17 protein-coding genes are annotated in these 19292 nt (G+C 66.0%); 9 read left to right on the top strand and 8 right to left on the bottom strand.

The window, feature by feature from the left end; all coding sequences use genetic code 11:
• Positions 1-110 precede the first annotated feature (110 nt).
• The 7 genes from D5084_RS14525 to D5084_RS14495 form a co-directional block, all read right to left on the bottom strand.
• Complete coding sequence (locus D5084_RS14525; protein WP_238382665.1) at positions 111-1778, bottom strand: glycoside hydrolase family 3 protein; 1668 nt, start codon at positions 1776-1778, stop codon at positions 111-113.
• A 126-nt stretch (positions 1779-1904) separates the two neighbouring features.
• Positions 1905-3206, bottom strand: coding sequence for a xylose isomerase (xylA, locus tag D5084_RS14520; RefSeq protein ID WP_128516224.1), 1302 nt, complete (start codon positions 3204-3206; stop codon positions 1905-1907).
• Entirely contained in the window at positions 3203-4639 is a 1437-nt protein-coding gene (gene xylB, locus D5084_RS14515) for a xylulokinase (protein ID WP_128516223.1), read from the bottom strand. The genes xylA and xylB overlap by 4 nt, the downstream gene beginning before the upstream one ends.
• A complete protein-coding gene (locus D5084_RS14510; protein ID WP_128516222.1) occupies positions 4639-5403 on the bottom strand; it encodes an ATP-binding cassette domain-containing protein in 765 nt (254 codons plus the stop codon). Before D5084_RS14510 ends, xylB begins: the two co-directional genes overlap by 1 nt.
• 12 nt (positions 5404-5415) lie before the next feature.
• Positions 5416-6807 (bottom strand): sugar ABC transporter permease, encoded by a 1392-nt coding sequence (locus tag D5084_RS14505; RefSeq protein ID WP_128516221.1) that lies wholly within the window; start codon positions 6805-6807, stop codon positions 5416-5418.
• 139 nt (positions 6808-6946) lie between these two features.
• Positions 6947-7972 carry a substrate-binding domain-containing protein gene (locus D5084_RS14500; protein WP_128516220.1) on the bottom strand — a complete coding sequence of 342 codons (1026 nt, stop codon included), beginning with the start codon at positions 7970-7972 and terminating at the stop codon, positions 6947-6949.
• Between the two features lie 150 nt (positions 7973-8122).
• Entirely contained in the window at positions 8123-9148 is a 1026-nt protein-coding gene (locus D5084_RS14495; RefSeq protein WP_128516219.1) for a substrate-binding domain-containing protein, read from the bottom strand.
• A gap of 212 nt (positions 9149-9360) precedes the next feature.
• Between D5084_RS14495 and D5084_RS14490 the strand changes: the two genes are divergently transcribed.
• Positions 9361-10641: an ROK family transcriptional regulator gene (locus D5084_RS14490; protein WP_128516218.1), complete on the top strand. Its 1281-nt coding sequence runs from the start codon at positions 9361-9363 to the stop codon at positions 10639-10641.
• Between the two features lie 6 nt (positions 10642-10647).
• Here the strand turns inward: D5084_RS14490 and D5084_RS14485 are convergent, their stop codons facing one another.
• Complete coding sequence (locus D5084_RS14485; protein ID WP_128516217.1) at positions 10648-11493, bottom strand: SDR family oxidoreductase; 846 nt, start codon at positions 11491-11493, stop codon at positions 10648-10650.
• Positions 11494-11654: 161 nt separating this feature from the next.
• Here D5084_RS14485 and D5084_RS14480 point away from each other — a divergent pair, with 161 nt between their 5' ends.
• The 8 genes from D5084_RS14480 (at position 11655) to D5084_RS14445 (ending at position 19004) form a co-directional block, all read left to right on the top strand.
• On the top strand, positions 11655-13133 hold the full coding sequence (locus D5084_RS14480; protein WP_128516216.1) for an AMP nucleosidase: 1479 nt from the start codon (positions 11655-11657) through the stop codon (positions 13131-13133).
• A 165-nt stretch (positions 13134-13298) separates the two neighbouring features.
• Positions 13299-13586, top strand: a complete 288-nt coding sequence (locus D5084_RS14475; protein ID WP_128516215.1) for an HU family DNA-binding protein — start codon at positions 13299-13301, stop codon at positions 13584-13586.
• 69 nt (positions 13587-13655) lie between these two features.
• Positions 13656-14015 (top strand): VOC family protein, encoded by a 360-nt coding sequence (locus D5084_RS14470; protein ID WP_128516214.1) that lies wholly within the window; start codon positions 13656-13658, stop codon positions 14013-14015.
• Positions 14016-14105: 90 nt separating this feature from the next.
• Positions 14106-14819 carry a cytochrome c biogenesis CcdA family protein gene (locus D5084_RS14465; RefSeq protein WP_128516213.1) on the top strand — a complete coding sequence of 238 codons (714 nt, stop codon included), beginning with the start codon at positions 14106-14108 and terminating at the stop codon, positions 14817-14819.
• A 12-nt stretch (positions 14820-14831) separates the two neighbouring features.
• Positions 14832-15242: a thioredoxin family protein gene (locus tag D5084_RS14460; protein WP_128516212.1), complete on the top strand. Its 411-nt coding sequence runs from the start codon at positions 14832-14834 to the stop codon at positions 15240-15242.
• 218 nt (positions 15243-15460) lie between these two features.
• On the top strand, positions 15461-16387 hold the full coding sequence (locus D5084_RS14455) for a glycosyltransferase family protein (RefSeq protein WP_162302443.1): 927 nt from the start codon (positions 15461-15463) through the stop codon (positions 16385-16387).
• A gap of 17 nt (positions 16388-16404) precedes the next feature.
• Positions 16405-17217 carry a hypothetical protein gene (locus D5084_RS14450; protein ID WP_238382664.1) on the top strand — a complete coding sequence of 271 codons (813 nt, stop codon included), beginning with the start codon at positions 16405-16407 and terminating at the stop codon, positions 17215-17217.
• Positions 17214-19004, top strand: a complete 1791-nt coding sequence (locus D5084_RS14445; protein WP_128516210.1) for a glycosyltransferase family 2 protein — start codon at positions 17214-17216, stop codon at positions 19002-19004. Before D5084_RS14450 ends, D5084_RS14445 begins: the two co-directional genes overlap by 4 nt.
• Positions 19005-19292 lie beyond the last annotated feature (288 nt).

Here is a 19292-nt window from a genome sequence, read left to right as displayed (position 1 = left end):
CCCGTTGCCCGGCCAGTCTTGCACCCCGCTCTCGCGGCCGGAAGCCAAGAAAATCGGCAGACCGACAAGTTTTTCTTGTCGATCCGGCGCCGGGGAGAGCCGAAGTCAGGTCAGTAACGGGCGTCTGGCAGGCCGCAGAAGGGATCGACGGGGCTGGTGCCCCGGAACGGCGCGCGGCCCAGAAGGCAGTCGAGTGTGGCGCGCTGCATGCTGTCCATCGTGGCATAGGCATTGACCACGCAGGGCATCCGGGGCGCGTCGTAGAGGTAATAGGGATAGCCGAAGGAAATCAGCGCCGTCGGCACCTCGTGCCAGTGCCGCTGCATCGCGCCGTGCATGCCTCCGGTCAGCCGGTTCCAGTCCAGGAAGATGCGGCCACGGGTCAGAAGCGTTTCCTCGCCCATCACGAACAGCACCAGATCGAAGTCGCGCTGGTCCAGCTTGTCGCCGGGCTGATGGACCGTGACCTCGAAGCCTTCGGCGCGCAGCATGTCCGGGAAGGCCATCGGCATCCCGTCGCCATGCAGGGGAGTCACGATGCCGGTCGTGTAGACCAGAACGCGGCGGTGGCGGTCGGGGGACAGGGGCAGGAGGCCCCGCACATCCTTCACCAGCGTCGGCGCGCGGCCGGTGATCGCTTGCGCGGTCGCGGCATCCTCGGGCCGGGCCAGGCGGCTGCGGTCGGCGGGCGCGCGTCCGTCGCGGTGCAGCCCCAGCCAGGCCTTGAGCCCCAGAACCCGGATCAGTGCTTCGTCCAGCCGTTCGGGGCTGATCCGCCCATCGTCCAGTGCCGCCTCGATCCGGGCGATGTCGGCCTCGGGCTCGTCCGAGAACAGGATCACGTCGCAGCCCGAGGCGACGACCTCTGGCAACATCTCGTCGCGGTGCGCCCAGGCGCCGAAACCGGCCATGGGCGTTGCGTCCGAAACGATCACGCCGTTGAACCCCAACTCGCCGCGCAAAAGCGTCTGGTTGAGAAGGGGCGAAACCGAGGCGGGGCGGCAGGCCTCGAGCCCCGCGTCGGGGTCATTGGCAAGGACATAGCCCGGAAAGGCGATGTGCGCCGACATGACCGCCATCACGCCCGCTTCGATAGCGGCACGGTAAAGCGCGCCGTGGGTGGCGTTCCAGTCTTCCAGCGACAGCGGGTTGATCGTGGTCACCAGATGCTGGTCGCGGTCGTCGTGTCCCTCGCCCGGCCAGTGCTTGACCGTGGCGGCGACGCCATGTGCCTGAAGCTCGGCGATATGCGCCAGGGCGTGTCTACGGATGCGGTCGGGGTCGGACCCCAGCCCCCGAGTCGCCACGATGGGGGACCGGAACAGCGCGTTGATGTCGATGACGGGCGTGAAGGACCAGTTGATCCCTGCGGCGCGCGCCTCTTCGGCCATGATCCGGGCGATGGTGGCAGAGGCCTGCACGTCGTCTACCGCCGCAAGCGCCAGGGGGTTCGGCACCTCGGTCCCGAAGGAGGGGCTCATCCGGCTGCCTTCAAGGTCGGCGCTGACGAGGTAGGGGATGGGGGCAGCGGCGCGCAGGGCGTCGAGGGTGTCGAGTTCCGCCGTGGCGTCTGGGCCGAAGAATTTGGTGATCCCGGCGGGGGCGAGGGCGGTGATGCGGTCCACGACCTCTGCCCCGGTGCCAAAGCAGAGATGGACGAACAACTGCCGAACCTTGGCCGCCCGGTCCATCGCGCCAAGGGTGGACCGCACCCAGGCGCGCGCCGCGCCGTCAAGGTTGAAAGGCGGGGCGGAAAGGATTCGGTCGATCTGGTTCAAGGCAGGCTCCGTCCATATGCCAAGACCCCGTCCCGGGCTTGACCCGGGACCTCCCCGGTCAGAGGTGGTGACAGTTCGGCAAGAGGCCCCGGGCCAAGCCCGGGGCGGGGTTTCCTTCCGCGTCAGTCAGACGTAGCGGTTCCACAGGTTCTCCAGCCGCTCTTGCCGCCCGGATTTCGGCTGCGGCTCGATCTTCTCGGCCATCACCCGCGCGGCGGCCTCTTCCAGCGAGCCTTTCAGCATCGCCTGCGCCCTGGGGTCCTTCCAGCCGGCATAACGCTCGGCCCTCGCGGCCTCCAGCTCTCCCGACTCCAGCAGCGCCGCCGCGGACTTGAGCGCGCGGGCGCAGGTGTCCATACCGCCGACATGGGCGAGGATCAGGTCCTCGGGATCCAGCGACTGACGCCGGATCTTGGCGTCGAAATTGGTGCCGCCGGTGGTGTAGCCGCCCGCCTTGAGGATCTCGTAGAAGGCCAGCGCCTTTTCCGCATGGTTGTTCGGGAACTGGTCGGTGTCCCAGCCGGACTGGTAGTCGTTTCGGTTCATGTCGATCGAGCCGAAGATGCCCAGGGCGGCGGCCAGGGCGATCTCGTGTTCGAAGCTGTGACCGGCAAGGATCGCATGGCCCTGTTCGATATTGGTCTTGATCTCTTTTTCAAGCCCGAAGTCCTTCAGGAAGCCATAGACCGTGGCCACGTCATAGTCATACTGGTGCTTCGAGGGTTCCTGCGGCTTCGGTTCGATCAGGATCGTGCCCTTGAAGCCGATCTTGTGCTTGTACTCCACCACCTGTTGCAGGAAGCGACCCGCGTGGTCGCGCTCGGCCTTCAGGTCGGTGTTCAGCAGCGTCTCATAGCCCTCGCGCCCGCCCCAGAGGACGTAGTTCTGCCCGCCAAGGCGCATGGTCACGTCCATGTTCGCCTTCACCGTGGCGGCGGCATAGGCATAGACGTCCGGGTCGGGGTTGGTGGCCGCGCCCGCCATCCAGCGGCGGTGGCTGAACAGGTTCGCCGTGCCCCACAGAAGCTTTGCCTTGTGGGTCTGCTGCTTCTCGCCCAGGTAATCGGCGATCTCGTTCAGGTTCTTCAGGCTTTCGGCGAAAGTCGCGCCCTCGGGGCGGACATCCGCGTCGTGGAAGCAGTAGAAGGGCACACCGAGGATATCGAACATCTCGAAGGCCACATCGGCCTTCAGTTTGGCCAGCGCCATGCCGTCGCCGAACCAGGGCCGCTCGAAGGTCTGCCCGCCGAACGGGTCGCCGCCCGGCCATGCGAAGCTGTGCCACCAGGCCACGGCGAAACGGAGGTGATCCTCCAGCCGCTTGCCCATGACCACTTCGTCCGGGTTGTAGTGGCGGAAGGCGAATTCGTTGGTGGAGGACGGGCCCTCGTACTTGATCGCGGGGATGCCCTTGAAGAAGTCGGTCATGTCAGCTCCTTGATGGCAGATTGGGCGGCGCGGAACCGGGCATGTCCCGCGTCAAAGGCGTCCTTGAGGGAAGGATCGGGGTCGATGATGCGGGCAATCTGCGGCAGGGTCGCAATCTCGGACCCGGCGCCGGTCGCGGCCATCAGGCCAAGCCGCGCCGCGCCGAAGGCCCCGCCGAAATCCCCCGCCACGGGCAGTTGCACCGGGCAGTCCAGCGCAGTGGCGATCAGCCGCAGCCAGTAGTCCGACCGCGAGCCGCCGCCGACCGCCAGAAGATGATCCAGCCTGGTGCCGGTAGCCACCAGTGCGTCGCGGCTGTCGCGGATGGCAAAGGTCACGCCCTCCAGCACCGCGCGGGTGGCCGCCTGCCGGTCGGTCGCGTGCTCCAGCCCGGTGAAGGCCCCTCGCACGCTGGCTGAGTTCAGGGGCGTCCGCTCGCCGCCCAGATAGGGCAGGAAGACGGTCTTGCCCGGCGCCTGCAGGGGCCCAAGCTCGCGCGTCAGGGTCGAGGCGTCCGAGCCGACCAGTTTCGCATACCAGTTCAGCGCATCGGTCGCGGCCAGGATCACGCCCATCTGGTGCCATGTGTCCGGCAGGGCATGGCAGAAGGTATGCACCGCCGTCGCCGGGTCGGGCTGGTAGCCGTCGTTCGCGGCGAACAGCACGCCCGAGGTGCCAAGCGAGACAAAGGCCTCGCCCGCGCGCACCACGCCGACGCCCACGCCCGAGGCGGCATTGTCCCCACCGCCCCCGGCCACGACGACCGACTTAGGCAGGCCCCAGCGGCTGGCCAGCGCTTCGCGCAAAGTGCCTGAAACCTGGCTTCCCTCGACCAGACGGGGCATCTGCGCCCGGTTCAGGCCGGTGGCGGCCAACAACTCGTCCGACCAGTCGCGCTTGCCGGTATCCAGCCACGACGTCCCCGCCGCATCCGACATTTCTCCGACATGCTCACCCGTCAGCCAGAGCCGCAGGTAATCCTTCGGCAACAGGACCTTCGCCACCCGGTCCCAGACCTGCGGCTCGTGCTTTTGCACCCAGACCAGCTTGGGCGCGGTAAATCCCGGAAAAACGATATTGCCTGTCAGCCGCCGGAACTTCGGATCGCCGTCCAGCACGGCGGCCTCGGCATGGGCACGTGTGTCGTTCCACAGGATGCAGGGCCGCAGCACTTCGTCCGCGGCATCCAGCAGCGTGGCACCATGCATGTGGCCGGAAAGCCCGATCCCGCGCACCCCGCCCAGACCCTTCTGCGCCAGCTTGTCGAACACCGTCTCGGCCGCGCTGATCCATTCGGACGGCGCCTGCTCGCTCCATCCTTCGGCGGGGCGCTGGACAGTCAGGGGGGCCGTCGCTTCGGCAAGGACCTGCTGGTCCTCGCCGATCAGGATGCCCTTGATCCCCGATGTGCCGAGATCAAGCCCGATATACATCACGCGGCCAGATGCTGGGGTTTCTTGCCCAGGATGATCATCCCCAGGATGTCGTCGTCGGTAACTTCGTCCACGTTCACCGTGCCGACCAGCTGGCCGTTCTTCATCACCGAGGCCCGGTCGCACAGCTTCATCACGTTGTGGATGTCGTGTTCGATCAGGAAGATGCCCAGGCCTTGCGCCTTCAGCTCCTGGATCAGCTCGGCCACCATCTGCGTCTCATGCGGGCCGAGGGCGGCGGTCGGTTCGTCCATGATCAGGATCCTGGCGTTGAAATACACCGCCCGCGCGATAGCGACCGACTGCCGCTGCCCGCCCGAAAGCGCGTTCACCGGCACGTTGAACTTGCGGAAGTTCGGGTTGAGCCGACCCATGATCTTCCGCGTCTCGGCTTCCATCTTGGACTCGTCAACGAAGCCGAAGCGGTTCACCAGCTCGCGCCCCAGAAACAGGTTCGAGGCGGCATCCAGGTTGTCGGCCAGAGCCAGCGTCTGATAGATCGTCTCGATGTTATGCGCGCGCGCGTCGCGGGGATCGTTGATCTCCACCTCTTTGCCGTTGATGAAGATCTGGCCCGAGTCCTTGCGATAGGCGCCCGACAGGCACTTGATCAGCGTCGATTTGCCTGCGCCGTTGTGGCCCAGAAGGCCCACGACCTCGCCGGGGTAAAGATCGACCGTGACGTGATCCACGGCCTTGATCCCCCCGAAGGAAATCGAGATGTCGCGCAGTTCGACAAGCGGGGTTCCGGTTCTGTCCACCATGATCTCTGCCCCTTACTTGATGCGTTTGCGGTAAACGATGTCGAGCCAGACGGCCAACACCAGTGCGATGCCGATCACGATGCGCTGGTAGGACCCGTCGCCGAAGCCGATCAGCACCATGCCGGTCTGCAGGCTGGTCAGGATCAGCGCGCCGATGATCGCGCCGTAGATCGTGCCCACGCCCCCCGCCAGCGAGGTGCCGCCCACGACGGCGGCGGCGATGACGTAAAGCTCGTCCAGGTTGCCCATGGCATTGGTGGCGCTGTTCTGCCGCGCCGCGCCGATGACGGCGGCGATGCCTGCCAGACCGCCCATCAGGGTGAAGATCTTCACGATCATCGCCCGGGTGTTGATGCCGGACAGGGCCGCCGCCTCGGGGTTGCCGCCTATGGCAAAGACATAGCGGCCGAACCGGGTGCGGGTCATCAGCACGGTCATCGCGATGGCCACGGCGATCATGATCAGCACCGGATAGGCGAAGCCGTGGCCGAAGCTGGCGCAGACGTCGCTGTAGATCGTGCTGTTCGACTTGGCGCATTCGGGCAGCTCCTGTCCCAGCGCCTTGTAGTATTTCTCGATATTGCCCTTGGGCCAGATGTAGCTGTTCACCACCGCCGTCGCGCCAATGATCGCGCCGCAGACCAGCGCGATCACGAAGGTCTCGGCCCAGACCGGGCGCAGGGTGAACCCGTGCGTCTTGCGCGACTGGCGGCCGCTGACGAAGGCCCAGACCACGAAGACGCAGGCGATCACGGCGAAGATCCAGCTGCCGGTCTTGCCCAGCGCGCCGAAGGACCCGCCGCCGATCAGCGAGAAGGTTTCATCCAGCGGAGCAATGGTCTTGCCGCCCGCCACCAGGAAGGCAGCACCCCGCCAGACCAGCAGTCCGCCCAGCGTGACGATGAAGGCCGGGATGCCCAGGAAGGCGATCAGCACGCCCTGGAAACAGCCGATCAGCGCGCCCATGGCGATGCCGAAGATCACCGTGATGATCCAGATCGACGGATGGCCCAGGCCCAGCGCGGGCGTCAGGTATTCGACCTGCAACAGCCCCATGTACATGCCGACCATGCCCATGATCGACCCCACCGACAGGTCGATGTTGCGCGTGATGATGACCAGCACCATCCCCGTCGCCATGATGCCGATATAGGCGGTCTGCACCGACAGGTTCCACAGGTTGCGCGGGGTGAGGAAGCCGTTCGCCTCGGCCTGGGATGCGCCCAGCAGCATCGAGGGGCGGTCGAGGACAAAGGTCGAATAGGCCTCGAAGGCCAGCCAGATCAAGAGCAGCGCGCCGATCATGCCCAAGAGGCGGGGGTCGATCTCTGTCGTGCGCAGAAAGCGGGTGAGCCCGCCTTCCTTCGGCGCATGTGTCGTCGTGGATTGGGGTGTAGCGGTCATGTCCTCGTCCAGCCTGAGAGGGATGGGGCTGTGCCGGAACCGTGCGCGTCACTGCGCGCCATCACACCCCGCAGGGCGCAGGTCCAGCCAGGAGAAAAGGAAGGCGCCGCCCCGATGGGGACGGCGCCGATAGGTCAGATCACTGGCAGGCAGCGACGTCGGGCATCGCGCCTTCGCAGGCCTGTTCCTTGGTGATGTGGCCCGCCTCGATGGCAAGGTTCAGCGTGTCCTTGGTGATCGGGGTCGGATCCAGCAGGATCGCGTTCATCTCGACACCCTTTTCACCACCCGAGAACTTGGTCGCCCCCGGGATCGCGTCCAGCGCCATGCCGTCGGCAAGCATCCCCGCGATCTCGCCCGCCTTCTTGCCCAGGTCGCGGGCGTTCTTCCAGACCGACACGGTCTGGGTGCCGCGTGCCACGCGGTTGATCGCGGCAAGGTCGCCATCCTGGCCACCCAGCGGCACGTTCAGGCCCTGCGCGGCCAGAGCCGCGGCCACGCCACCGGCCATGCCGTCGTTCTGTGCCAGAACGGCGTCAACGGCGTTGTTGTTGGCGGTCAGGATCTGCTCCATGTTCTTCTGGGCGTTCTCGGGCTTCCAGCCGTCCGAGTTCGCTTCGCCGACGATCTTGATGTCGCCCGAGGCAACAGCGGCGCCGATGACTTCTTCCATGCCCTGACGCAGGAAGCCGACGTTCGGGTCGCCCGGGTCGCCCTTGATGATCGCGTAGTTGCCCTTCGGCACCAGTTTGTACACTTCCTGAGCGATGATCCGGCCCACGCCGACGTTGTCGAAGGTCAGGTAGAAGGTGCGGTTGTCCTCGATCAGACGGTCGTAACCCACGACCGGGATCCCTTCGGCGGCGGCCTTCTCGATCGCCGGGCCGATGGCGTCCTTGTCCCAAGCGTTGATGATCAGCGCGTCAACACCCTGGGCGATCAGCGCGTCGATGTCCGACAGCTGCTTTTCGGCCGAGGACTGGGCGTCCGCCGAGACGTACTCGTTGCCGGCGGCTTCGATGGCGGCCTTCATCGCGGCTTCGTCGATCTTCCAGCGCTCTTCCTGGAACTGGGCCCAGGAAACGCCGATCTTCTTGCCTTCGGCCAGAGCGGCCGACGAGAAGCCAGTCACCGCCAGAACGGCGGCGAGAATTGCGGTACGCATAAGTATCCTCCCTATGGATCGGCCTCTGCGGGCCGGTCCGGCAGATTCGCCGGAACAGGCGGGAAGATGCCGCGAATAATTTCAGTTGTCAAAAAATAAAAGCGCCGACCCCCGCCGGGATCGGCGCAAGCCATGGCCGGGAACGCGCGCTTACTGGCAGGCCGCGACCGAAGGCAGCGCGTTCTTGCAGACCTCTTTCCTGGTCACATGCTCGGCGTCGATCACGATGTCCAGCGACTCTGCGGTGATCGCGGTCGGGTTCAGCAGGATCGACCAGACCGGAACGCCCTTCTCGCCGCCGCTGAACTGCCGCGCCTCAGGGATCAGGCTCATCGGCGTGCCCTCGGCCAGCTGGACGGCGACCTGACCGGCCTGCTTGGCCAGATCGAAGCTGTTCTTCCAGACCGACACCGTCTGAAGCCCCTGCGCCACCCGGTTCAGCGCCGCAGGATCGCCATCCTGTCCGCCGATCGGCACAGTCAGGCCCGCGGCCTGCAACGCCTCGATCGCGCCACCGGCCATGCCGTCATTCTCGGCAAGGACGGCATCGACCTGGTTGCCGTTCTCGGCCAGGATCTTTTCCATGTTCGCCTTGGCCGCGTCGGGATTCCAGCCGTCGGTATAGACCTCGCCGACGATCCTGATCTGCCCGCCAGCCACGGCCGCGCCGATCACCTCTTCCATACCCTGCCGCAGGAAGTCCGAGTTGGCATCGCCCGGATCCCCCTTGATGATCGCATAGTTCCCCGTCGGCTGCTTCTCCTTGACGATGGCCGCGATCAGGCGGCCCACGCCGACGTTGTCGAAGGTGATGTAGAAAACGCCGGGATGTTCGATCAGGCGGTCATAGGCAACCATCGGGATCCCGGCTGCGGCGGCGCGCTCGACCGAGGTCATGATCGTTTCCTTGTCGACAGCCTGGATCACGATGGCGTCCACGCCTTCGTTCATCATCTGTTCGATGTCCTGCAGCTGCTTCGCCGCCGATCCACCCGCGTTGAACGGCAGATACTTGTTGCCCTTCCGCTCGATGATCGACCGCATCGCGGTGACATCCCACCGCCAGCGCGGCTGCGCAAGGTCCCCCCAGGCCACGCCGATCTTCTTCCCCTCGGCAAGACCCGCCGAAGTCAGGCTCATCAGCATCAGTGCGGCGGTCCAAAGCAGTCTCTGCATCGGCGTTCATCCCTTGATTGCGGTTTGTGAAAATGCTCATCCCAAAGTTGAACAAAACCATGGCCACGCTGCCATATCAATTTCAGTTGTCAAAATTATTCTGCTGGTCTTAGCTGAAGTTCAGGCGGAACTGCTGACGATCGGGCAGGAATGGCTCTACCGCCCATCGCGCGACGACGGAATCGGCGGCTTTTACTTCGGGGTGTGAAAGAATGCTGGCGAAGGCGACTCGGTCTGCCAACACGGAGGGGCGCAAGGGCGTGGGTCCCCTGATCCCGCCGTTGACCGAAAGCCAGAGGCCGCTGCGCCAGCAGGTCTTCGACCTTGTCCGCGCCGCCGGCCTGATCCCGCGTGTGCAGCTGGCCAAGGATCTTGGGGTCAGCCCGGCTTCGGTCACGACGATTTCGTCGGAACTCATCGAGGCGGGCCTGATTGAAGAGGTCGCCGTCCCCCGCGATGGCGAGGCCGGTCGCGGCCGCCCGGCGGTGTCGCTTGGCGTGCGTGCGGGCGCGCATCTCGTCGCGGGGATGAAGCTGTCCGACCGCGAGCACACCGCTGTCGTCGTCGATTTCGCCGGCAAGCTGATCGCCGACCATGCCATCCCGCGCCAGCCTGGCCCGATGCAGGTCGACGAGATTCTCGATACGATCCAGACCCTTCTGGAACAGGTCTGCGCCAAGGCGGCGATCGACCGCGCGCAGCTGTCCGGCGTCGGCATCGGCCTGCCGGGTTTTGTCGATTGCGCCGCAGGCATGGCGCTGTGGTCCTCGATCCTTGTCGAACGCGCGGTGCCGATCGCGGCGGCGGCGACGGCGCGGCTGGGGGTTCCGGTCTTCGTCGATAACGACGCGAACCTCGTCGCCCTGGCCGAGCTATGGTTCGGCGCCGGACGCAGCCTGTCCGACTTTGCCGTCGTCACCATCGAACACGGTGTCGGCATGGGCTGCGTGATGAACCACCGCATCTATCGCGGCGCCCAGCGCCTTGGGATGGAGCTTGGGCATACCAAGGTCCATCTCGACGGCGCCCTGTGCCGCTGCGGCCAGCGCGGCTGCCTTGAGGCCTATGTCGCCGACTATGCCCTGGCGCGCGAGGCGACGACCGCGCTGAACTGGGGCCACAAGGAAAGCCAGCCGATCAACGTGCTTCTGGAAAGCCTGTACGACCATGCCAAGGCCGGGAACGCCACCGCCAGGTCGATCTTCCGCCGCGCCGGGCGCTACCTGGCGGTCGGGCTGTCGAACGTGGTCAACCTCTTCGACCCTGCGCTCATCATCCTTTCGGGCGAGCGGATGCGCTATGACTACCTTTACGCCGCCGAGACCCTGGCCGAGATGGACAACCTGACGATCCAGACCGGCCGTTCGCGTCCGCCCATCGAGATCCACGCCTGGGGCGATCTGCTCTGGGCACATGGCGCGGCCGCACTGGCGCTGTCCGAAGTGACCGAGGCGATCCTTGCCACCCAGCCGCGCGATCTTGCCGCCGAGTAGGCTGCGTCAGTCCTGCCCCCCGGCCAGCAGCGCGGCCAGACCCTGGGGATAGTCGGGATAGAGAAGCGTCACGCCAAGCTCGTCCTTGATCCGGTCGTTCCGCACCTTCTTCGACTCGCTGTAGAAGCCCAGCGCCATCGGCGTCATCGTGGGGGCCACCTCCTCGAAGGGCACGGCGGGCGGTTCCGGCATCCCCAGCAGATGCGCCGCATGGGCAATCACGTCCTGCGGCGGGCAGGGGTTGTCGTCGCAGACATTATAGACCGCGCCCGGGTTGGGGCGGCGGATCGACGCCTCCAGCACCTGCGCGATGTCGTCCACATGGATGCGGCTGAACACCTGCCCCGGCTTGATGATCCGCCGCGCGGTTCCGTCGCGGACCTTCTCGAACGGGCCGCGCCCCGGGCCGTAGATGCCCGCCAGCCGGAAGATGTGGACGGGCAGACCTGTCGCCATCCACTGGCTTTCGGCCAGCACCCGCTGCCGCCCCCGGTCGGACTGCGGCGTCAGCGGAGTCGTCTCATCGACCCAGCCGCCCGCGTGGTCGCCATAGACCCCGGTGGTGGACAGATAGCCGACCCAGACCGCCCCTGACTGCGCGATGCGCGGTTCCGCACGAAGGAACGGATCCCCCGCCGCATCCGGTGCCGCCGAACACAGGATATGCGTCGCCCGCTCCAGCGCCGGACCCAGGTCGCCGGGCCAGAGCAGCGGCTCGACCCCCTCGGCGCGGAAGGCTTCGGCCTTGGCGGGGTTGCGGGTGGTGCCGATGACGCGCCAGCCCTGGGGGATCAGGCGGCGGGCAAGGGCGCGGGCGGAATAGCCGTGGCCAAGGGACAGAAGCGTGGACATGGCCGGACTATCGGAGGGCGGACAGCGGTGTGCAAGAGGCCAGCGCAGGAGGCGGGGCTTGGCACGGGGGATTTCGGGGCAGCCACGGCCGTTACAATGGCTTCACTTGCGGACCTGCCCGGCTTTCGGCTTATATGCCGGATCAACCGCAGGACCCCGGAATGCAAGACGACCAGAACAGCGCCATTCTCACCCCGGACGCCCCGGCAATGGAAAGTTTCACCAATGCCGCCGAGGCCGTGGACCGTCTTGAGCTGCTCTATTTCCAGGCCACCCGCTTTCTGTCCGAACAGTTCCTGAAAACCGTGTCCAAAGGCCATCCCGGCCGCCGCATCCGCGCCTATTACCCCGAGATCCGGCTGACGGTCACCAGCTTCGACAAGATCGACACCCGCCTTGCCTTCGGCCATGTCTCGGCGCCCGGCACCTATGCCACCACGGTCACGCGGCCCGACCTGTTCCGCAACTACCTGATCCAGCAGATCGAGCTTCTGATCCGCAATCACGGCGTCACGGTCGAGGTGGGCCTGTCCGACACGCCGATGCCGGTGCATTTCGCCGTCTCGGGCAGCGAAGTTGCGATCCCGCAGGAGGGGGTGATGGACTTCAGCTTGCGCGACGTGTTCGACGTGCCGGACCTGGTCACGACAAACGACGACATCGTGAACGGGGTGATGACGCGCTATGACGACGGCTCGGCCCCCCTTGCGCCGTTTACCGCGCAGCGGGTGGACTACAGCCTGGCCCGCCTGTCGCATTACACCGCGACGGACCCGACGCATTTTCAGAACCACGTCCTGTTCACCAACTATCAGTTCTATGTGGACGAGTTCGAGGCCTATGCCCGTTCGGCGCTGGCCGACCCGACCTCGGGCTACACCGCCTTCGTGGCGACCGGGAACCAGATCATCACCACGCCGGACGGGGTGATCCAGCCCTGCCCGAAGATGCCGCAGATGCCGACCTACCATCTGAAAAGGGCGGACGGGAACGGGATCACGCTGGTCAACATCGGCGTCGGCCCCTCCAACGCCAAGACTGCCACCGACCATATCGCCGTCCTGCGGCCCCATGCCTGGCTGATGGTCGGCCATTGCGCGGGGCTGCGGAACAGCCAGTCCCTGGGTGATTTCGTCCTGGCCCACGCCTATCTGCGCGAGGATCATGTGCTGGACGACGACCTGCCGGTCTGGGTGCCGATCCCGGCGCTGGCCGAGATCCAGATCGCGCTGGAAAAGGCGGTGGCCGAGGTGACGCAGCTGGAAGGCTACGAGCTGAAGCGCATCATGCGCACCGGCACGGTCGCCACCATCGACAACCGCAATTGGGAGCTGCGCGACCAGTCCGGCCCGGTCCGCCGCCTGTCGCAATCCCGCGCCGTGGCGCTGGACATGGAGTCGGCGACCATCGCCGCGAACGGGTTCCGCTTCCGGGTGCCCTACGGCACGCTGCTCTGTGTCAGCGACAAGCCCCTGCATGGCGAGCTGAAACTGCCCGGCATGGCGTCCGACTTCTACAAGACGCAGGTGAGCCGCCATCTCCAGATCGGCATCCGCGCCATGGAGCGTTTGCGCGAAACGCCGATCGAGCGCCTTCACAGCCGGAAACTGCGCAGTTTCGAGGAAACAGCCTTCCTCTAGACGGCGAAAAAACCGTCAAACCCCCTTGTTTCTCGGTTCGGGGCTTGATTTCGGGCCTCAAACCGTGTGTCTGGGCCGTGGCCCCGCAACCGGGGGTGGACGCCCGTGCTTTGCGGGCCGAACCGTGCATATGACACGAAGCGAATAACAACGAAGGATGATCAAATGTCCAAACCGATGACCAAGACCCAGCTGGTGGCCGCCGTTGCCGAAGAGATGGGTGGGGACAAGAAGACTGCGACTGCCGCTCTGGATGCCATCGCCGCCGTCGTGTCGCGCGAAGTCGCCGCTGGCGGCACCGTCACGCTGCCGGGCCTCGGCAAAGTGGCCTGCAAGGCCCGCCCGGAACGTCAGGTCCGCAACCCCGCCACGGGCGAGACGATGACCAAGCCGGCCGACAAGCAGGTCAAGTTCGCCATCGCCAAGGCGCTGAAGGACGTGGTCAACGGCTAAGCCTTTCCGCCGTCCGCCGGATGTGAGAGGGTCGCCATCAAGGCGGCCCTTTTGCTTTGGGAGGCAGGCATGGCCAAGGTCACCGGCATCGGCGGCATCTTCTTCCGGGCGCAGGACCCTGCCGCGTTGAACGACTGGTATCGCACCCATCTTGGCATCACTCAGCCCGATGTCTCGGTCTGGATGCAACAGGCCGGGCCGACGGTCCTTTCGCCCTTCAAGGCCGACACCGACTATTTTGCCGCCGAACGGCAATGGATGCTGAACCTGCGCGTCGATGACCTGACCGGAATGATCGCGGCATTGCGCGCCGCGGGGATCGAGGTCGAAACCCGCGCCGATTGGGACGGCGACGGCAGTTACGGCACCTTCGCCCGCATCCACGATCCCGAAGGCACGCCCATCGAGCTATGGCAGCCGCCCGGCTGACGCCGATTGTTACAACCGCCTCGCGGCGGATCACACAGGCCAACGAAAGGTTTGAGTGACTGTAACCGGCTCACAAGGCAAGGTCATGCCATGGACCTTGTCTTTGCATATCTTGCCGGGCTTCTGACCCTGATCAACCCCTGCGTCCTGCCGGTGCTGCCTATAGTGCTGGCCTCGGCCTTGCAGGCGCATCGGCTTGGACCTCTGGCCATGGCGGGCGGCATGGCGGTCAGCTTTGTCACCCTCGGCCTCACGGTCACCGCTTTCGGTCAGGCCATCGGCCTTGACGAACGCAGCCTGGCACAGGCCGGCGCCGTGCTGATGATCGGCTTCGGCCTGATCCTCCTGATCCCCCGCCTGAATGCCGGCTTCGCCACCGTCACCGCCGGTTTCGCCGCCCGCGCCGATGCCGGGATCGACGGGATCGACCGGTCCGGCCTTGGCGGGCAGGTGCTTGCCGGTATCCTCCTCGGCGCGGTCTGGAGCCCCTGCATCGGCCCCACCCTTGGCGGCGCGATCAGCCTTGCCAGCCAGGGGCAAAGCCTCGGCTGGGCGGGCGCAATCATGACCGCCTTCGCCGCCGGGGTCGGCACGGTGATCCTTGCGCTGGGCTACGGCGCACGCGCCGCGATCCTGCGCCGCCGCGACCTGCTGCGCCGTCTGGCCGACCGCGCCAAGCCGCTGATGGGGGCGATGTTCCTGGCCGTCGGCCTCGCCATCCTCTTCCGCTGGCACCACATCGCCGAAGCCTGGCTCATCGACCACCTTCCCACCTGGCTGATCGACCTCAGCGTTTCCTTCTGAACGGAGCTTCCCATGAACCGCCGCGACTTCCTGATTGCCACCGCCGCCGTGACCCTGGCCCTGCCGGTCGCCGCCCATGCCGCCGCCGACTACACGCCCGAGCTGCTCAAGGCCGAACTGGCCGCAGGCAAGACCGTATTTCTGGATTTCAAGGCCAGCTGGTGTTCCACCTGCGCCGCGCAGGAACGGGTCATCACTGCGCTGCTGAAGGAAAATCCGAAATATGAGCAATCCCTCAGCTTCATCAACGTCGACTGGGACCGTTGGTCCGACGGCGATCTGGTCAAACAGTTGAACATACCCCGCCGGTCCACCCTTGTCGTCCTGAAGGGCGACAAGGAGCTTGGCCGCATCGTTGCCGGCACGGCCAGGGACGAGATCAAGGCCCTGATGGACCTGGCCCTTCAGGCCGCAACCAGCTGAGCCATCCGGCCCGGACGCAGGTCCCTGACGTCCGGGCCCGCGTTCGGACATCCGCATGTCCGGCAGGGCCGAGGGGTAACGGACCTGAGCCGCGCGGCATCAGCGACCGTTGCGCCGTCCGATCGACCGGCTGCGGGCGGGGCGGCAGGCCGCTTCCCGCGCTTGAACCCGCGCGAATCCGCGTGATACGGTCCGTCCGCATGCCCCAGGAAGGCCGGATGACCGAACCCCCCACCCAGCCCGGACCAGCCACGCTCGACCCGACCAAGAAGCCGGCCGGGGCCATGACCATGGTCTACAAGGACTACTATTTCCTGAAGCGCTGGGTGGACTACTACGGCCGCCAGTTCGGGCGCGAACATCTTTACATCCTCTCGCATGGCGGCGACCCTGAACACGACCGCATCTGCGAAGGCGCGAACGTCATCCGCCTGCCGCGCGACCCGACTCTCTGGCGGCTGGAGCGGCGGCGCTGGGGCATCAACAGCCAGTTCTCGGCCGGGATGCTGCGCTATTACAACTGGTTCATCGTCGGCGACGTGGACGAGGTGGTGATCGTCGATCCCGCCGTCGCGCCGGATCTGGTCACCTACCTAGGCACCTATACCGGCAAGCGCGTCCCGGCATCCCTCTGCCCCTTCGGGATCGAGCTGATCCACAACCCCGAGGCTGAACCCGAGCCCCTGGCCGACGACGCGCCCATCCTGTCCCGCCGCCGGGTGTTCCGGGCGAATGCAAACTATGCCAAGCCCTGCGTGCTGCGCAAGGAAACCGGCTTCACCATCGGCGGGCACGCGAACAGCCATCAGCCGCGCGTTCTGGACCCGCATCTCTACCTGATCCATCTGCGCTTTTTCGACTATGAAATGGTCACCGAACGGCTGAAGAGCCGCAAGGACATGCGTGCGACCATGGCCGGCGACCGCCCCCCCGAAGAGGTCGGAAAGGCCTGGGGCAAGGATCTGGAGACCTTCCTCAAGCTCTCGAAGGGCGTGGCCGAACGCGAGGACATCGAACTCCCCGACTTCCGCAAGCGCATGATCGACGAACAGCAGCATCTGCATGACGGCAGGATCACCTTCTTCGGCGGCGGGCGCACCAAGTCGCTCTTCCGCCTGCCCGACCGTTTCGCCACCGTATTCTGACCCGCAAAGGCCCCCGCATGGACCTGAACCGCCGCCCTGTCGCCTCGCTTTGGATTGGCGAAAGCCTGCATTACATCAATCAGCTGTGCCTCAAGTCGCATCTGGTGATGGGCCATCCGGTGACGCTGTATTGCACCGACCTGGTCCGCAACGTTCCCAAGGGCGTCGAGGTTCGCCCCGCCTCGGAAATCATGGACATCGACCGCGCCATCGTGGCCGAAACCTCGGCCTCGTTCCTGTCGAACGTGTTCCGCTACAAGATGATCCAGAAAACCGGGGCGATCTGGATCGACTGCGACGCCTTCTGCCACCGCCCATTCCCCGAGGGGCAAGAGCACGTCTACGCCGGCCACGGCATGCGCGGCGCGCTGAACTGCGGCGTCGTCGCCATGCCGCAGACGGGCAGGCTGATCGAAAGCCTGCTCGACTACTACGACAACCTGCCCGACTACCCCGCCTGGTGGGGCAACAAGCAGCGCCGCAAGATGGACAAGCTGGATCCCCGGCTGCCGAAACCCGTCCGCATCTACCAGACCGAACGCACCGCCTTCGGCCCCCAGGCCTTCACCCATTTCGCCACGAAAACCGGCGACATCGACAAGGCGATGGGGGCCGACACGCTCTACCCCGTGCCCTTCCAGCTGAACGATGTGTTCTACGACCCCCATTCCAACGTCGAGGGCCACTTCACCGAACAGACCCTGTCGGTCCACATCTACACCAACGCCGCCCGTCCCTGGTGGCGCAAGAACCCGCCGCTGAAAGGCAGCTACATCGCCCGCATGTGCGAAAAGCTGGACATCGACCCCACCGCCGCGCTGGAAGAATGACCTTCACCAGACAGACCAGCCCGCACGGCTCGCTGGTGGCGCTGTCCACCATGAAGGACGAAGGCCCGACCGTCGTCGAATGGGTTGCCCACCATTTCGCCGTCGGCTTCACCGAGATCATGGTCTATACGAACGATTGTTCGGATGGCACGGATGCCCTGCTGAAACGCCTTGAAGCGATGGACATCGGCGTCCACCACCGGGAAAACATCATTCCCGAAGGCATGAAGCCGCACCCGTCCATGCTGAAGGCCGCAGCGGAAGAAGAGCTCATCGTCAACTCCGACTGGCTCCTCGTCCTCGACGCCGATGAATTCCTCTGCATCAACCATCCTTCGGGCACGCTGGACGGCATGGTCGCCGACCTGAACGCGATGGGCGCCAGCGCGATGGTCCTCACCTGGCGCATTTTCGGCTCCTCCGGCATCCGCGCCTGGTCGCGCGCGCCCATCACCGACCAGTTCACCCGCGCCGCACCCGAGTTCTGGAACAAGGGCTGGGGCACCAAGACCCTTTTCAGGTTCGATCCGAAATACCTGCGCCTCGGGATGCACCGTCCGATCATCAAGTCGCAGCACAAGGAAACCGACTACCCCGACACGCTGCTCTGGGTCAACGGCTCGGGCCGACCGCTGGAAGACTGGTTCAAGTTCCGCGGCTGGCGGTCGATCCGCCGGACAGTGGGCTACGACTGGGCGCAGATCAACCACTACGCCATCAAGTCGATGGACGCCTACAGCCTGCGCAAGTTCCGCGGCAACGCGAATCTCAAGAAGGACAAGTACAACGCCGACTACTGGTCCCTGCAGGACCGCAACGAAGTCGAGGACACCCGCATCTTCCGCCACCGCGAGCGTCGCGCGCAGATCATGGCCGCCCTCCTTCAGGACCCCGAGGTCCGCCGCCTGCACGAGGCCGCGCACGAACGGGCCGAAGCGCGGCTGGCCGAATACCGGCAGTCGCCCGATTACCGGGCCTATGTGCAGACCCTGATCGCGGCCTCCGATGTCCCGATCAGTCAGGTGGTGGCCAAACCTCCCAAACCCCGCGACCCCGAGGCGGTGAAGGCCGTCCAGACCCGGCTGGAACAGCGCCGCAACGCGCAGCCCAAGGCCGAACGCCGCACCCCGCCCCCGCCCGGATGGGGCTCCCCCTTCGCCTCGCCCTATGTCTCCGGCTCGGCCGACCTGTCGCAGGATATCCCGCTGGAGCTGGTCGAAAACCAGGGGCTGAAGATCCCGCTCGACCCCCGCATCTTTACCGCAGCCAGCCTCGAAGTGCTGAAATCCGGCAAGTTCGACCGCCGCCATGCCCGCAACATCGCAGGTTTTCTCTCCGGCTGCACCCGGCTGCTCGACCTCGACTGCGGCATCGGCTTCGTCGCCCTGCGCGCCCGCGCCGCGATCCCCGATCTGCATGTCACGCTCCACGAGGAGCGCCCCGCGCTCCGGCTCATGGCGCGCCGCATCGTCGCGCTGAACTTCCCCGATCCCACCGGCATCGCCTGGTCGCATGTCACGCTCAACCCCGACGGCATCTGGTCCGGCCTGCACAAACTCCTCGCCGACGCCCGCCCCGACGTGCTGCGTCTGTCAGGCCCGCTCCTTCCCGCCGAGGCCCTAACCGAGGCCGCCCTCACCGGCATCCGCCGCATCCTGATCCCCTTCCTCGACCCCTCCGAAGTCACCGTCGCCCGGACGAAACTTTCCCCGGTCCTCACCGCCCTCGGCTTCACCGAGGACATGACGGGCGAACCGAACGGCACGATTTCTCTCCGCCGCGACTAGCTCTTGCCCGTTTCCCAAATACTCCCGCCGGAGGCCCCGCCGAGCCGGTTGGCGCTCGCGCCAGAGGCGAGACAAAGGCTTGCGCCGCAGGCGCTCGTGCTCGCAACCGGCCCCACAGGCACAGCCATCGGGTTCCACAGACCGGGGCCGCGACAGGCCCCTGACTTCCCGCAGTTGCCTCGGCAGGGGCAATCGGCCCGGCCAGCCAGATGCTGTCCCGTCGAGTGGTGTAGCTGGCGCTGATCGTCACCGTGATGTTCGGCGCGGGCCTGCTTGATCAGGATGCCA

Origin of the sequence: Tabrizicola thermarum (genome assembly GCF_003574395.1) — a bacterium.
Classification (GTDB): Bacteria; Pseudomonadota; Alphaproteobacteria; order Rhodobacterales; family Rhodobacteraceae; genus Tabrizicola; species Tabrizicola thermarum.
Note: the sequence above shows the minus strand (reverse complement) of the source record. Positions and strands in the feature narration are given on the sequence as shown.

Bases quoted from the DNA above. Each gene is read 5' to 3' on its own strand.
- D5084_RS14460 (WP_128516212.1), top strand. From the start codon at position 14,832: ATGAACCGCCGCGACTTCCTGATTGCCACCGCCGCCGTGACCCTGGCC.
- D5084_RS14450 (WP_238382664.1), top strand. From the start codon at position 16,405: ATGGACCTGAACCGCCGCCCTGTCGCCTCGCTTTGGATTGGCGAAAGC.
- xylA (WP_128516224.1), bottom strand. From the start codon at position 3,206: ATGACCGACTTCTTCAAGGGCATCCCCGCGATCAAGTACGAGGGCCCG.
- D5084_RS14455 (WP_162302443.1), top strand. From the start codon at position 15,461: ATGACCGAACCCCCCACCCAGCCCGGACCAGCCACGCTCGACCCGACC.
- D5084_RS14495 (WP_128516219.1), bottom strand. From the start codon at position 9,148: ATGCAGAGACTGCTTTGGACCGCCGCACTGATGCTGATGAGCCTGACT.
- D5084_RS14445 (WP_128516210.1), top strand. From the start codon at position 17,214: ATGACCTTCACCAGACAGACCAGCCCGCACGGCTCGCTGGTGGCGCTG.
- D5084_RS14490 (WP_128516218.1), top strand. From the start codon at position 9,361: ATGCTGGCGAAGGCGACTCGGTCTGCCAACACGGAGGGGCGCAAGGGC.
- D5084_RS14500 (WP_128516220.1), bottom strand. From the start codon at position 7,972: ATGCGTACCGCAATTCTCGCCGCCGTTCTGGCGGTGACTGGCTTCTCG.
- D5084_RS14510 (WP_128516222.1), bottom strand. From the start codon at position 5,403: ATGGTGGACAGAACCGGAACCCCGCTTGTCGAACTGCGCGACATCTCG.
- D5084_RS14470 (WP_128516214.1), top strand. From the start codon at position 13,656: ATGGCCAAGGTCACCGGCATCGGCGGCATCTTCTTCCGGGCGCAGGAC.
- xylB (WP_128516223.1), bottom strand. From the start codon at position 4,639: ATGTATATCGGGCTTGATCTCGGCACATCGGGGATCAAGGGCATCCTG.
- D5084_RS14485 (WP_128516217.1), bottom strand. From the start codon at position 11,493: ATGTCCACGCTTCTGTCCCTTGGCCACGGCTATTCCGCCCGCGCCCTT.
- D5084_RS14465 (WP_128516213.1), top strand. From the start codon at position 14,106: ATGGACCTTGTCTTTGCATATCTTGCCGGGCTTCTGACCCTGATCAAC.
- D5084_RS14505 (WP_128516221.1), bottom strand. From the start codon at position 6,807: ATGACCGCTACACCCCAATCCACGACGACACATGCGCCGAAGGAAGGC.
- D5084_RS14480 (WP_128516216.1), top strand. From the start codon at position 11,655: ATGCAAGACGACCAGAACAGCGCCATTCTCACCCCGGACGCCCCGGCA.
- D5084_RS14475 (WP_128516215.1), top strand. From the start codon at position 13,299: ATGTCCAAACCGATGACCAAGACCCAGCTGGTGGCCGCCGTTGCCGAA.